The sequence below is a fragment of the Paenibacillus aquistagni genome (genome assembly GCF_900177815.1).
Lineage (GTDB): Bacteria > Bacillota > Bacilli > Paenibacillales > Paenibacillaceae > Paenibacillus_B > Paenibacillus_B aquistagni.
In genome coordinates this window covers 1,478,987-1,493,737 of sequence record NZ_FXAZ01000001.1, presented here as the reverse complement: position 1 = coordinate 1,493,737, position 14,751 = coordinate 1,478,987, and the positions used below count along the sequence as shown (strand labels likewise).

The window sequence follows — 14,751 nt, the reverse complement described above, 5'->3', positions numbered from 1 at the left end:
CATGATTCCATTAAGGGCTTCCTGCATCTTTGCATGCAGGAGGCCTTTTTCATGAATACGGCACGTCATAACTTAACAAGATAGAATAAGGTGAGTGTAACATATAAAATGATTTTCATGAAAGATAACGAAAATATTTCAACAGAATCTTTGCAACATATCGAGGGCCGAAGTATAATTCATTGCATACCCTATTAGACATGCAGATGGAGCTGTATGCGAAGGAAGGAATTGCCTATGATCTTTGGATTCGTTGGATTTCGTGTCATTAAAACGGCTATCGCAGCGATACTGGCCATTGTCGTCGCGAGTGCTATCGGACTGCATAATCCAATTGGAGCGGGCACACTCGCCATTATTGCTGTTGATGTTACGCGCAAAAAGAGCGTGAAGTCGGTCTCAGAGCGATTGTTCGCTTCACTCGTCAGCTTGCTGATCGCTTGGATATTATTTAGTTTGCTTGGCTTTCATTTATGGGTACTGGCTATCTACATACTTATCTCATTTCCGATTAGTGCGAAGCTGAACTTTCAACAAGGCATCGTGACCAGCGCTGTCGTTGTATTTAGCTTTTATAAGACGGAGCAGGCATCATTCCTTGTACTTGCTGACGTGGTCGTTCAGCTAATCTGCGGGCTTGGAGCGGCGACGTTAGTGAATATGGTGTATATGCCTAAGGAAGATCTGAAGCTCAAGCAGGCGCGCGAAGATGTGGACATGCTCTTTTCCAAAATCTTTTCAAAGATGAGTGAGAATCTTCAGGATACTTCTATGGTCTGGGATGGACAGGAGCTGATGGAAGCTTCTGATAAGATTGAAGAGGGGATCACCCTAGCGTCGAAGGCGCTTGAGAATCATATTATGCCTTCTGAAGATATGAAAGATGAAGAGCGGTGGCTGCTGTACTTTTATATGAGAAAGTCACAGCTTGACCAAATCAACAACATGCTCCAGCTTCTATCCGAAATCTATCTTGCACTGCCGCAAAATCTGCGCGTAGCCAACCTTTTGGAGCAGCTAAGTGTGGATGTCAAAGACCCGATGTACACAGGCAAGACCGAACAGCTGCTTACCGAGTTCAATGAACAGCTTCAATATATGGAGCTTCCAAAGACACGGGAGGAGTTCGAAGTGCGAGCCACACTCTTTCAATTAACGCGAGAAATTAATCAATATTTGAAAATAGCAAAGAAGGTAAAACAAGAAATTAATCTTGTTAATGTTCAATTCTCTTCATAATTTAAGATGTAAAATACTTCGCGATGCATTCGGTTTGGAACGAATTCATTTCCCCGTAGAGCGCTTCATATCCTATATATAGGAAGGATAAGGGCTGTTCCGAGAACTTATCATCTCTTTTAATTAATTGTCGTCCAATTAATCAACAATCGCCTATCTCGTGCATACACTTTAAGTGAATGATTGTATGGAGGAGGTCCTAGGATGGCAATTACAGATAAACACCACTGCCGAGAAATCATCACAAAAGCGGTTTGCGGCAAAGGTCGTAAGTTCTCCGTTGTCACACATACGGTCACTCCGCCTCACAATCCGACCAGCATATTGGGGGCATGGATTATTAACCATCAATATGAGGCGGTGCGGGCGGGGGATGGGATTGAGGTTATCGGTACTTATGATATCAACATCTGGTACTCGTACAACAACAATTCTCAGACTGATGTTGCGAAAGAGACGGTTTCGTATGTAGAACTCGTTCCTTTGTCGTATGTGGATCCAAAACACCGTGCTGCAACGGAAGAGGTCTCTGCGGAGGCAACGCAAGAGCCAAACTGTGTCGAGGCAAGTGTGACGTCCAGCGGAACGAGTGTCGCGATACGTGTTGAGCGTGAATTTGCAGTGGAGATGATTGCAGAGACAAAAGTATGCGTTCGTGTATGTCCGAATGGCTGCAACGATTATGTCGATAAGGATTACGACTTCGGGGCCAGCACGAGCGAGTATGATGACTTTGATCCAGACTTATCGGATGAGGTGTAACAGAATCGCCGCAAGCCCATGCGGCGTTTTCTCTTTTCCTTATCAACTTAACATCAGCATATGCACAAAGCTGGAATTCGACGAGGGCGCAAGCCCTCTTTTTTCTATTCGCCAAGCCCTGTTATGGATAAATAGGTGGATATCTCGTGCGGTTCAGCTGATCGGGAGGGGGCTACATTACAATGATGAGTCAGCAGACATGCAAACAGGAGCTTCCGTTAGATGCAGTCCTTCACATCTGGGAGGAAGGAAGTAAGGAAGCGCTGAGTATGGATTCGAGCCTCAAACATTCTGCCAAGCTTCACTGGCTGCTTGGTTCTCCGCCATGGAATCAATTACAAACTGCCAAGCTGCAGCAGCAAACTGGCGATGAGCGGCCTGTCGTCATCAATCGCTTCGGTGGCAGCTGGACGGATTCATCGCTGCGCTCGCATCTGCAGCGTCTAGGTATTCCTGCCGCGAAGCAGGCGGCATGGGGACGCAGAGCAAAGGCGCAGTCTGCACGTTATGTCCGAACGGTAACGTTCTGGGTCAATCAATGTGATATCGCAGCATGCGGGATTGCGTTCATTCAGCCAAATGGCGGGTTGCAGGTGCAGCAGCCTATACAAGATTGGCTCAAGCCGCCCTATCGAAGGCTTGCGCGTTTGGCGATCCGTGCTGCATATGCGCTTGGCTGGGATACCCTTCAGGTGACCGTTCAGGGAGCGCCACAGGAGCATATGGCTGAAGAAGCGATAGGAGGCGTAATGGATGAGCTGCAAGAGGGGGATGTTATCTTGCAATGCTCACCTATTAGTCGACTGTTGGTTCCCGAATGGGTGTGGGATCGTTACATCGCACAGCTGTCAGCGCAAGGTGCTGCGCTTATGCCTGTGGATAAGCCGCAATGCATGAAGCAGCCTGCGGTGCAGTATGGCTTAGATATGGAATATGTACTGCTTGATCGTGAGCGGGAAAGGGTTGTATCTGCTTCGCGATTTTTGCCTTATAGCGGAATTGCAGGCTGCGACGCTGTGCGCATTCAAGGTCAAGTGCAGTATCCGTTAGTCGAGCTGCGCCCAAGGCCCTCGGCCCAGATTGAAGATCTGGTGCAGCATTTGCAGGCTGCGATGATAACCGCGAATCAGGCGATACAGCGTACACTCGAAGCATATAAAAAACATAAACCACATTATGTTAACTCGGTTAAATGGTGTGCTGGTTCGCTTCCACACCCGCTCTTGCCAATTGGCGGACACGTGCATCTCTCAGGTGTCCCGCTCACGCCGGAGCTTAGCCGTGCACTGGATGTCTATGTTGCGCTGCCTGTATCGCTGATAGAAGCCAAGAGCACGACGGGGGCGTCAAGAAGACCAAGCTACGGCTTGCTCGGCGACATTCGCCTTCAAGACCATGACGGAGATGGGGGCTTTGAATATCGCACTCTGCCAAGCTTTGCATACAGCCCTCAACTAGCAATGGAGGTTCTGAGCTTATTTGCAGCAACCGTGGAGCATTATCCGAACCTGACCCATCAGAGCTGGGTAATGAATCAAGTGCAATATTCCTTCATAGCAGGTGAGAAGGAGCGATATCGCGAGCTTGCTCTGAATGCGGTTCAGGAGCTGTCCGCGCATACCGAAGGTGCAAGGCAGTATTGGATTAGACAATTTTATGAACGTGTTCAGCGGGGCTGGACGTGGAAGGAGAGCGAAGATATCTCTTCCGCTTGGCTGTAGACTGCAAAGCTTTGCTTGCAATCTGTGACAAGAAGGATGAGGATTCGCTCTTTTTTTGCTATAATAGATAAGTTATTTAACAAAGGACGGTGAGATGAGATGGCATCATATACGCCGATGATACAGCAATACTTATCTATAAAGGAGCAGGCGAAGGACGCCTTTTTGTTCTTTCGTCTCGGTGATTTCTACGAATTGTTTTTTGAAGATGCGCTGCTTGCGTCAAAGGAACTGGAAATAACGCTAACAGGACGTGGTGGAGGAGCGGAAGAGCGCATTCCGATGTGCGGAGTTCCTTACCATTCTGCAGATAATTATATTCAACGCTTAATCGAAAAGGGCTTTAAAGTCGCCATCTGTGAGCAGGTGGAAGATCCTTCAGCTGCAAAGGGTGTGGTGAGGCGTGAAATTGTACGCATTGTTACACCAGGGACAGTGATGGAAGGCAAGACGATTGACGAGAAGAAAAATCATTATTTAATCGGAGTGACTTCAACTGAAGGAAAAATAGCACTCGTCGCCTGCGATATTACGACTGGCGAGCTTATTGTCTCTTCATCGCTTGCCAATCTTAATTGGCTGATGGACGAGCTTAATGTGTACATGCCTAGTGAGATCATTGGGGATGAGGAGCTTCTCGAACAGGTCAAGCCACAGACGATCGGATGGTCGCAGCGTGTGCTCTTCACGCCTTGGTCTGACAAAGATGACAAGCTCTCAAGAAAGCAGTTCGGCGAAGCAGTTTGGAGCAGGCTTGATCTAGAACGTCAGCAGGCGGTCAGCATGATGATGTCTTATCTTGGGGAAACCCAGAAGAGATCACTTGGTCAGCTGACTTCCATTCGCGAGCTTGAGCCGGATCAGTACCTTGTGCTTGATCCTTTTACAAGACGCAACCTGGAGCTGACGGAGACGGTAAGAGAACGAGCGAAGAAGGGTTCCTTGCTGTGGCTTTTGGATCGCACGGAAACCTCCATGGGAGGACGTCTGTTGCGCCGCTGGATTGATAAGCCGCTGCTAAGCGCGACGGCTATAGAAGCCAGGCTTGAGGCCGTTGATACGCTGTACCATCAGTTGATATCGCGCGAGGAGCTAAGAGAGCAGCTGTCTGCGATTTATGATTTGGAGCGCTTAGTTGCTAGAGTTGCATTCGGTACAGCGAATGGACGCGACCTCATTGCGATGAAGCATTCCTTGCTTAAGGTTCCGGCCTTGAAGGATCTGTGCATGAGCATGCCTTCAAAGACGCTCCAGCACTTGGCTTCATCGCTTGATACCTGCGAGGATATTGCCGAGTGGATCGATGCCGCAATTGTTGATGAGCCTCCGATCTCCGTGAAGGATGGAAATCTGATTAAGCTGGGATACCATGATTATTTGGATCAATTAAAGGAAGCCAGCACGAACGGAAAACGCTGGATTGCTGATCTGGAACGAAGAGAGCGAGAAGCGACGGGAATTCGTTCGCTGAAGATTGGCTACAACAAAGTGTTTGGTTATTACATCGAGGTGACGAAGTCGAATCTAGCCTCGCTGCCAGAAGGCCGATATGAGCGGAAGCAGACGCTTGCGAACGCAGAGCGCTTTGTCACGCCGGAGCTTAAGGAGAAGGAAACGCTCATTCTTGAAGCAGAAGATAAGATGACGGGTCTTGAGTATGAGCTGTTTGCGGAGCTTAGACAACGCATCAATGAACACATCAAGCGTCTTCAGGCGTTGTCAGAATGCATCGCTGAGCTTGATGTCTATCAGTCCTTAGCCTCAGTAAGCGCCAAGCAGCGCTTCGTGAAGCCTGTTATTCACAGCGGTTATGATCTTCATATTCAAAATGGACGCCATCCTGTTGTGGAAGCCGTCATGCAAGGCGAGAGCTTCATGCCAAATGATACGACGCTTCAAGCCGAAGAGTCTGCGATGCTCTTGATCACTGGACCAAATATGGCGGGTAAGAGCACCTACATGAGACAGGTTGCCTTGATCTCCATCATGGCTCAGATTGGCTGCTTTGTCCCCGCTGATCAAGCATCTATCCCGATCATTGACCGCATCTTTACGCGAATTGGCGCAGCGGATGACCTCATTGGCGGACAGAGCACGTTCATGGTCGAGATGATGGATATACAAGTGATGACTGAGAAGGCAACGAGACGCAGTCTTGTGATCATTGATGAGCTTGGCCGTGGAACATCAACCAGCGAAGGGATGTCGATTGCGCAAGCGGTGATTGAGTATGTTCATAATCATATTGGGTGCAAAGCACTCGTATCGACCCACTTCCATGAGCTTGCCCATCTAGATCAACACCTGCCAAGACTTCTCAATGTGTGCATGGCTGTGCAGGAGAACGGCAATGATGTCACCTTCCTGCGCAAGCTTGTTGCCGGTGCCGCCAGCACGAGCTACGGAATCTACTGTGCTCAGCTCGCCGGCCTACCGAATACGATTATCGACCGATCCTATGATCTTCTACATCAGTATGAGAGCATGGTGCCGAAGAAGGAACAAGCGGTGGAACACAAGGAATCAGCATGCTCGGATGCCCTTGTATCTATAATGTCGACTACAGAGCAAGATGAGGCCGCGCAGGTGAAGGAAAGTCCCGTTCAGCTTGATTTATTCGGTATCGATAGTGGAGCTAAGGAATCGGCGGCGGCAGGACAGATTGGCGCAAAGGCCGATAGCACGGAGCAGCGTGTAAAGGCGGCGGTTGCTGACAATCCAAAGGATGCAGCAGGGGAAGATGCATTAGGCACAGAGATATCGCCTGAATTGTCCGAATTGCTTGCACAGCTTCGTGAGGTTAATGTCATGGACATGACCCCTCTAGATGCCATGAACCGTCTTCATGAGCTAATGAAGCGTGCGCGAGCCATTCCGTCCTAATGTTAGATTGAGCGATAACGGATTAGAAATGAGGTGTTCGAATGGCAGTCATTCATATATTAGATGATCAACTGGCAAACCAGATAGCAGCTGGTGAAGTAGTAGAACGACCGGCATCCGTTGTGAAGGAGCTTGTTGAAAACGCCATTGATGCCGGCAGCAGTCGAATCGATATTGTCGTGGAAGAGGGCGGACTTCAGCTTATACAGGTTAAGGATAATGGAGCGGGAATGGCTGAGGATGATGTCGAGACCGCATTTCTACGCCATGCGACAAGCAAGATCTTAACGAATCGAGACCTGTTTTCTATTCGAAGCCTCGGCTTTCGCGGAGAAGCGCTGCCAAGTATCGCAGCCGTATCCAAGCTTGAGATGTTGACCTCTACAGACAACAGCGGTCTGGGCCGGCTGATTCAGCTTGAAGGCGGCCGACTGATCAAGCACGAGGCTGCTGCTGCGATGCAAGGAACGATGTTCATGGTAAGGGAGCTGTTCTACAACACTCCAGCGCGTCTTAAATATATGAAATCGATTCAGACAGAGCTTGGCCATGTATCGGATCTGATCTATCGCCTTGCTTTATCCTATCCGAACATCAGCTTTACCCTGAAGCATAACGATCATACGCTGCTGCAGACGCTTGGCAACGGAGATTTGCTTCAAGTGATTGCCGCCATCTACGGCGTCCACACAGCGAAGCAGATGGTACCCATTCAGGCGGAGCAGCTTGATTACAACATATCCGGCTATATCGGCAAGCCAGAACTGACTAGATCGAATCGCAATGCGTTGTCTTGGTTTGTGAATGGGCGATACGTGAGAAGCTATTCGCTTAATCAAGCGGCCCTGCGGGCGTACCATACCCTGCTGCCAATCAATCGCTTCCCGATTATCGTCATGCAGGTGAATATGCATCCGACACTCGTTGATGTGAACGTTCATCCTTCCAAGATGGAGGTCAGATTCAGCAAGGAAGCGGAGCTGGCTGATTTTATCGAGAAGAGCTTACGTCAGGAGCTTGTCAGCGAGCCGCTTATTCCGCGTGCGGCTTCCAATGAGAAAGCGAAGGTAAAGACCTTTGTCGAGCAGGAGCAGTGGAGTTGGGCTGCGGCGACGGATGAGCGAGGCGTACCGATTATTTCACGGGGAGCGCTTGTTCCGAACCAACAGGCTTCGTCTCATGCTGGGGAAGAGGTGGAGCGGCGCCCATCCGGCTCGAATGATGGTTCCATCAAAGAACCAACCCAATCTTCGGCTGTCCATGACCATTCCGGGGCTGATAAGTCAGATCCAAGTGCAGCGAATGTCATGCCTGCAAAGGCGGTTGAACCACAATCGGAACGGGATGAAAGCGCGGCTTGGAGCAAGCCGCAGCCACTGCCAACAAGAGCAGTGCGTGAAGAACGACAAGGGTATGGTGATAACGCAGCAGATGCTTTGCCTTCACATACATCTACTGGCCAAGAGGCACTTACATCGCTGCAAGACAAAGCTGGGACAGCTTGCAGCTCTCCACGCGAAGGCGACCGGCATCACGAGGCAGCTTCCCAGATCAGTGCCTCACAGGAACGGCCGCAGACTAGTGTCCGTCCTTCTTCTTATGTTGGATCGAGTGGAGACAGAGGGACCGTTAATCGCGACAAAGCGCAAGTGGCATCATGGAATAGAGTATTGGACAAGCCTGCATCTGATGTTAGCTTGCCTCCGTTCCCAGCCTTGTCGCTGATTGGCCAGCTGCACGGAACATATCTGATCTGCGGCAACGAAGAAGGACTGTACCTGATTGATCAGCACGCAGCGCATGAACGTATTAATTATGAGTATTATGTTGAAGCTTTCGGCAAGCCGATTGAAGCTTCGCAGGAACTGTTTATTCCGATCACACTGGAGTATACGCCTAGTGAAGCGGATCGAATACGAGAGCGCATGCACCTGCTGGAACAGGTGGGGATTGTGCTTGAGCCTTTTGGCGCACAGACCTTCCTCATTCGTTCCCATCCCTATTGGTTTCCATCAGGGGAAGAGGAAGCCCTTATTCACGAGATGATGGAATGGGTGCTGAAGGAAAAATCGCCGGATATTCGCACAATGCGAGAGGCGTCTGCGATTATGTGCTCTTGCAAAGCCTCGATAAAAGCGAATCAGCGGATATCTGATGCAGAGGCCGAGACGCTGATTGCGCGTCTTGGGGCATGCCATCAGCCTTATACCTGCCCGCATGGTCGTCCGATCGTTGTGAAGTTTACAACGTATGATCTAGAGAAGATGTTTAAGCGAGTGATGTAACATATTGAGGGTTAAATGTGAAGTCCTTCGCAGCGGCGGTTTCACATTTGTAATTGATTTTGAAACCTGGTTATAATGAGGAGGCACCAATGATTGTAACAACGGGGGACTCGACTTCTCCTGAATGGATCGAGCTTGCGAAGCATATCGCGGAGGAGATAAGCGCGCGCTATGTCGTGCGCAGCGGTCAGTCTGTACCGAGAATGGCGAAGAAATATCGAGAGGAAGACTTTCTCATCTTGCTGGAGGATCGTGTTAGATTCGTTCGTGTCGGGCAGACAGATATGGTCTATCATCCTAGTATGGCTTTTATACGTGCGAAGCGGCTTCTATCTGGCCGATCCGAGGGCATGATTGTCGCAGCGCGTGCAGAAGAAGGGGATGTCGTGCTCGATTGCACGGCCGGTCTTGGCAGCGACTCACTCGTCTTTTCAGTTGCAGTAGGCGAACGTGGACGTGTGATAGCCTGCGAAAGCGAGCTGTCCTTGTATGCATTAGTCAAAACGGGACTTACGCATTATATGTCCCAAGTACCGGTAATTAATGAAGCCATGCGAAGAATCGAGATGCGCCATGCGAAGCACTTGGATCTGCTTAAGCAGTTGGAGGACAAGTCGGTGGATATTGTCTACTTTGACCCTATGTTTCGCGTACCTGTCGAAGAGTCGGCTTCCATTGAACCGCTTAGGCAGGTGGCCAATCATGAGTCTCTGACGCATGAGGCGATTCATGAAGCTAAGCGTGTTGCTAGAAAGACCGTAGTGCTTAAGGAGCTTAAACATAGCGGTGAATTCGAGCGGCTTGGCTTTGAGCGAATAGAGCGAACAGGAACCAAATTAGCATATGGAGTGATTGAGATTGCCGATAACAACTAATGCCAAGCGCCCACTTCTTGTGCTTGTCGGGCCCACTGCTGTCGGCAAGACCAAGCTCAGTTTGCAGCTGGCTAAGCATGTGGATGCAGAGATCATATCTGGAGACAGCATGCAGGTGTATCGCTACATGGATATCGGTACAGCCAAGCTGCCTGTTTCGCAACAAGAGGGAATTGTGCACCATATGATGGACATTCATGAGCCTGATGAACCATTTTCGGTCGCGGAGTTTCAGGATCGGTGCACGGCATTGATTGAGGAAATTGATGATCGTGGCAAGATCCCTTTTATCGTTGGCGGAACGGGCTTGTATGTAGAGTCGGTGTGTTATGGGTTTGAATTTAATCAAGAGGGCTCAGATGAAGCATTTCGCATGGAGATGGCAGCCTTTGCTGAGCAGCATGGGAATGAAGCCCTACACGAAAGGCTGAAGCTTGTGGATTCGGATTCAGCAGATCGACTGCATCCCAATGATGTGCGAAGAGTCATCCGAGCGCTGGAAATTTATCACTTAACTGGGATAAAGATGTCAGATCAGCTTGCTGGTCAAAAACGTGAACCAAAATACAACTTATGCATGATAGGTTTGACAATGGATAGGCAATTGCTATATAACCGAATAGAGGATCGTATTGATCTTATGCTTGAGCAAGGGCTTGTTCAAGAAGTCGAACAGCTGCTTGAACGAGGCTATTCTCGTCAGATGACTTCAATGCAAGGACTCGGGTACAAGGAGATTGCAGCATATCTAGAAGGCGAGATGTCTTATGAGGCTGCCGTTCAGCTGTTGAAGCGAGATACTCGAAGATTTGCGAAGCGTCAGCTGTCTTGGTTCCGTCATATGAAGGATATTCTTTGGATTGATGTTACAGACAGCAGTCAGTATGAACAACAATTGTTAGAAATTTGCAAGCTTACAGCAGGAAAGTTTCGATAGCAGGTTGAATATATTTCAACACAATATGAATGATGATGGGGGTTACGGACGATGAATAAGCCTATTAATATCCAAGATACGTTTTTGAACCAATTGCGCAAGGAGAGCATTCCAGTAACCGTTTATTTGACAAATGGTTTTCAGATCAGAGGGATTATTCGCGCTTTTGACAACTACACGATTGTCATTGACAGCGATGGCCGCCAGCAAATGGTATTCAAGCATGCGATTTCTACCTTTACGCCAATGCGCAATGTATCGCTGATGCAAGATAACGGCTCTGATTCTTAAGGAGCCAACGCACATCTCTATCCTATGCAGCCCTTTTGGGCGACTCCTGCAAGCATGGAAGGTTTGTGAAACTTTATTGCAAATCAAACGTCTAATAGGATAGAACTCTGATGAGAACAACCCACACAGGGTTGTTCTTTTCATTCATGTAACCTTCAATGGGCGATGAAGGGGTATACTAGGTATGATTCGTCAGAGTTAGGCAAGCTGTCATTTGCGGTTCATCTAGAAGGAATGTGCTGCATTCTTATCTGAAATGGGTATCTACGTATAGAGAGATAGAGAAATTAGGAAAAAGGGAGTCGGAAAGTATGTCTAGACAAGATTATCGATCACGTACTCAGCCAGAGCGTCCCAATCGTCCAAGCCGCTCTCAGGCCTCTAATCAACGCAAGCAGAAGCCGAAGAAACGCTGGACATGGAAGAAGACGTGGTGGCTATTATTCTTTACCACAACATTTGCTATTTTTTGTGCCGTCGGCGGATACTTGTTTATCCTGCTGAATGGCGAACGTCTAATGAACGAATATAAGGAAAAGGACATGTTCCAATTAGCTGTTGCCTCTACCATATATGACCGCAAGGGCGTGGAGCTTGGCAAGATCGGGGCAGCAGAAAGCAATCGTGAGATCGCCGAGCCGGGCGAAATTCCAAAGAAGGTGGAAGATGCCTTTGTTGCGACAGAGGACCGCAGATTCTATGAGCATGCTGGTGTAGACCTCTGGTCAATCGGGCGTGCGATGGTAAAGGACGTCATGGCTGGCGGCCTCGTTGAAGGCGGAAGCACAATCACCCAGCAGCTTGCTAAAAACATGTTTTTGTCCTCAGACAAAACATTTTTCCGTAAAGCAACCGAGATGTCGATCGCACTCGCAATTGAAAACCATCACACCAAAGATGAGATTTTGACGATGTATTTGAATCGCATCTACTTCGGTAGCGGTGCGTATGGCATTAAATCAGCTGCTTATACGTACTTCGGCGTGAAGGATCTTAACGATCTTGAGGTATGGCAAATGGCGACACTGGCTGCTATTCCGAAGGCGCCTTCGCATTACAGTCCGCTGCTTAATCCTGAGCGTTCGAAGGAACGGCGCAATGTCGTGCTCAGCTTGATGAGAGAGCAGGGCTATATTACGGATCAGGAGTTCGAAGAGGCGAAGAAGGTGGAGTATGATCCTTCCTTGGCGCCTTCTAAAAAAGAGGGTGGCTCCTCGGGCACCACAGCTTATCAATCATTCATCGACTATATGATGGAAGAGGTTGAGGAGCGAACAGGCTTTACCGAGGATCAGCTTCGTCGAGGCGGGTATCAAATTTACACAACGATGGACAGCCAAGCACAAAAAGCAATGTTCGAAGAGTACCAGAACGCGGACAACTTCGAGAAGAGCAATACGGATGTGCTGTCGCAAAGTGCCATGGTCATTACCGATCATTCGAATGGTGCAATCGTAGCGATGATGGGCGGTCGGGATTATGCGGTGAAGGGGCTGAACCGAGTAACGGTTAAGCGTCAGCCGGGCTCCTCCTTTAAGCCGATTGTCTCTTATGCTCCAGCCATTGAATCAGGCGAGTACTTCCCGTGGTCAACGCTTCGCGATGATAAGCAGTGCTTCGGCAACTACTGCCCAACGGACCTTGGCAGCAATAAATATGTAGGTGCGATTGAGATGACGGAGGCGGTGAAGCGTTCGACGAACTTGCCTGCGGTATGGCTCCTTAACGAGATTGGGCTTAAAAATGGCTTTGAGTTTGCAAAAAATATGGGTATCCATTTTGAAGATGAAGACTATAACCTGTCAATTGCGCTTGGAGGCTTGACGAAAGGGGCAACTCCGATCGAAATGGCAGAAGCGTATAATGCGTTTGCCAACGGCGGCATTCACTACGATTCATACAGCATCAAGAAGATTGATGATCGTAATGGCAAGCAGGTATATTCCTATAAGCCGGAAAAAGCAAAACGGGTTATGAAGGAGCAGACTGCTTATTATATGACGCAAATGATGGAAGAGGTTGTTCGCAGCGGTACTGGCCGTGCCGCACAAATGGACCGTCCGGTAGCAGGAAAGACGGGTTCCACGCAGCATTCGATTCCAGGATATAATGGTCCGGGCAGCCGTGACTTTTGGTTTGTCGGCTATACGCCTCAATGGACGGCTGCGGTATGGATGGGTTATGATAAGACCGATAAAGATCATGTGATGAAAGGCAGCAGCGGCCAGCCTGCGGCATTGTTCAGCAAGATCATGGCTAAGGCTATGTCTGGCATGGATAAAGGAAGCTTCGGCAAGCCAGGCAACGTAGAAGAGAAGCCGACGCCAGAGCTGCCATCTGCGATCGAAGGCCTCGCAGCCTCGTACTCTGAGAATACGAAGACGATCTCTCTTTCTTGGAATGCAATCGAGGGAGAGAACGTGAAGTACCACATCTATCGCAAGTCTGCCGAAGAGCAGCAGTACACGAAGATCCTAGCTGATCTTAGCGTCTTGAATGCAGAGGATATTGGTGTATTCCCAGGCCAAACGTATACGTATTATGTCACGGCTACAAGCGATGACAATCCAGGCGAATTCGGCAAGTCCGGCGAAGTGGCCGTTACGATTCCAGCGGATGAGACAGTGGAGCCGCCGATTGATCCAACCGAGCCGCCGATCGACCCTACAGACCCAAGTGAGCCTGGCGGCGAGGTTACTCCGCCAGACGGTGGAACTGGCAACAATGGCGGTCAGGAGCCAGGTGCAGGATCTGGAGAGGGAACGGACAATGGCAATGCTGGAAATAACGGAAACTCAGGCAACAATGGGAACGGAAACGGCAATCAGAATGGAAATGGAAGCAGCGAGTCAAACGGAAATGGGACTTCTGACCCGAATGACGGCTCAAATTCGTCTGATCCGGCTACAGAAGTAGATGGCGGCCAGCAGACGGAAACCCCAGCTGCTTAAGTAGATTCGCAGATGCGGTGTTACTGCTGTACGCCGTTCATAAGTTGGACTATAAGATGTAACAGCTACGATGAGAGGACACAAGGTTTGGTGTGTCCTCTTTTTTTCAAGCAACAGCATGGGGAGGTCATGAATCGGTGGGAGAGCAAGATAAGCTAACACTTCGCCGCTCGGCAAACAATAAGGGAAGGGCGAGACGGTGGGTTCGCAACATCTTATTATCAATCGTGGTGATCGTATTGATAGGTGCCGGCTGGCTGGCTTATACACAGTTCCAAATCTCGAAGGCAGGCGGAGCCTCTTCTCAAGAGGTAACAGATGTAGGGATTGTTCTTGGCGCTGCAATGTGGGGGGAGCGGCCAAGTCCTGGATTGGCAGAGCGGCTGGAGCGTACGGCTGAACTGTATCAGGAAGGCAGATTCAAGGAGATCATTGTTACGGGTGGAAAAGGTGCTCCGAGTGATCCATATTCTGAGGCTGAAGGCAGTAAGCGTTATCTTGAAAGCTTAGGCGTTCCTTCGGAACACATTCATCTTGAAAATGATTCGACGAGCACACTTGAGAATTTGCAAAATGCGAAAGCGATTCTGGCTGCGATGAACGAAGAGCACAGCTCGGTAACGATCATTACACATGACTTTCACGGAACGAGAGCAAGAGAGATTGCCGAGAAGCTCGACTATAGTCGGATTAACATTGAAACCGTTACAAGCAGGGTGATGAACCATTTATGGTACTTCAGCCGCGAGACACTTGCCTACACAAAGTGGAAATGGGACGAGCTGTGGCTGTAACTCTTTTAATAAC

The 14,751-nt window shown here is 49.1% G+C and carries 10 protein-coding genes; all 10 read left to right on the top strand.

Going from position 1 to position 14,751, the window contains the following annotated elements:
- Positions 1-237 precede the first annotated feature (237 nt).
- The 10 genes from B9Y93_RS06990 to B9Y93_RS06945 all read left to right on the top strand — a co-directional run bounded on the left by B9Y93_RS06990 (position 238) and on the right by B9Y93_RS06945 (position 14,738).
- Complete coding sequence (locus B9Y93_RS06990) at positions 238-1,239, top strand: aromatic acid exporter family protein (protein ID WP_085493577.1); 1,002 nt, start codon at positions 238-240, stop codon at positions 1,237-1,239.
- Positions 1,240-1,443: 204 nt separating this feature from the next.
- Positions 1,444-2,001 carry an outer spore coat protein CotE gene (locus B9Y93_RS06985; protein WP_085493576.1) on the top strand — a complete coding sequence of 186 codons (558 nt, stop codon included), beginning with the start codon at positions 1,444-1,446 and terminating at the stop codon, positions 1,999-2,001.
- A 182-nt stretch (positions 2,002-2,183) separates the two neighbouring features.
- Positions 2,184-3,722 (top strand): putative amidoligase domain-containing protein, encoded by a 1,539-nt coding sequence (locus B9Y93_RS06980; RefSeq protein ID WP_085493575.1) that lies wholly within the window; start codon positions 2,184-2,186, stop codon positions 3,720-3,722.
- A 99-nt stretch (positions 3,723-3,821) separates the two neighbouring features.
- Positions 3,822-6,605 (top strand): DNA mismatch repair protein MutS, encoded by a 2,784-nt coding sequence (gene mutS / locus B9Y93_RS06975; RefSeq protein WP_085493574.1) that lies wholly within the window; start codon positions 3,822-3,824, stop codon positions 6,603-6,605.
- A gap of 41 nt (positions 6,606-6,646) precedes the next feature.
- Complete coding sequence (gene mutL, locus B9Y93_RS06970; RefSeq protein WP_085493573.1) at positions 6,647-8,890, top strand: DNA mismatch repair endonuclease MutL; 2,244 nt, start codon at positions 6,647-6,649, stop codon at positions 8,888-8,890.
- A gap of 89 nt (positions 8,891-8,979) precedes the next feature.
- Entirely contained in the window at positions 8,980-9,765 is a 786-nt protein-coding gene (locus B9Y93_RS06965; RefSeq protein ID WP_085493572.1) for a class I SAM-dependent methyltransferase, read from the top strand.
- On the top strand, positions 9,755-10,702 hold the full coding sequence (miaA, locus tag B9Y93_RS06960) for a tRNA (adenosine(37)-N6)-dimethylallyltransferase MiaA (RefSeq protein WP_176228876.1): 948 nt from the start codon (positions 9,755-9,757) through the stop codon (positions 10,700-10,702). The genes B9Y93_RS06965 and miaA overlap by 11 nt, the downstream gene beginning before the upstream one ends.
- A 51-nt stretch (positions 10,703-10,753) precedes the next feature.
- A complete protein-coding gene (hfq, locus tag B9Y93_RS06955; protein ID WP_085493571.1) occupies positions 10,754-10,993 on the top strand; it encodes an RNA chaperone Hfq in 240 nt (79 codons plus the stop codon).
- A 311-nt stretch (positions 10,994-11,304) separates the two neighbouring features.
- Complete coding sequence (locus B9Y93_RS06950; RefSeq protein WP_085493570.1) at positions 11,305-13,944, top strand: PBP1A family penicillin-binding protein; 2,640 nt, start codon at positions 11,305-11,307, stop codon at positions 13,942-13,944.
- Between the two features lie 137 nt (positions 13,945-14,081).
- Positions 14,082-14,738, top strand: a complete 657-nt coding sequence (locus tag B9Y93_RS06945) for an ElyC/SanA/YdcF family protein (RefSeq protein WP_085493569.1) — start codon at positions 14,082-14,084, stop codon at positions 14,736-14,738.
- The last annotated feature ends 13 nt before the right edge of the window (positions 14,739-14,751 follow it).

What these genes read in the sequence shown, in the direction of transcription:
- B9Y93_RS06990 (WP_085493577.1), top strand. Translation starts at nt 238, where the DNA reads ATGATCTTTGGATTCGTTGGATTTCGTGTCATTAAAACGGCTATCGCA.
- B9Y93_RS06985 (WP_085493576.1), top strand. Translation starts at nt 1,444, where the DNA reads ATGGCAATTACAGATAAACACCACTGCCGAGAAATCATCACAAAAGCG.
- B9Y93_RS06980 (WP_085493575.1), top strand. Translation starts at nt 2,184, where the DNA reads ATGATGAGTCAGCAGACATGCAAACAGGAGCTTCCGTTAGATGCAGTC.
- mutS (WP_085493574.1), top strand. Translation starts at nt 3,822, where the DNA reads ATGGCATCATATACGCCGATGATACAGCAATACTTATCTATAAAGGAG.
- mutL (WP_085493573.1), top strand. Translation starts at nt 6,647, where the DNA reads ATGGCAGTCATTCATATATTAGATGATCAACTGGCAAACCAGATAGCA.
- B9Y93_RS06965 (WP_085493572.1), top strand. Translation starts at nt 8,980, where the DNA reads ATGATTGTAACAACGGGGGACTCGACTTCTCCTGAATGGATCGAGCTT.
- hfq (WP_085493571.1), top strand. Translation starts at nt 10,754, where the DNA reads ATGAATAAGCCTATTAATATCCAAGATACGTTTTTGAACCAATTGCGC.
- B9Y93_RS06950 (WP_085493570.1), top strand. Translation starts at nt 11,305, where the DNA reads ATGTCTAGACAAGATTATCGATCACGTACTCAGCCAGAGCGTCCCAAT.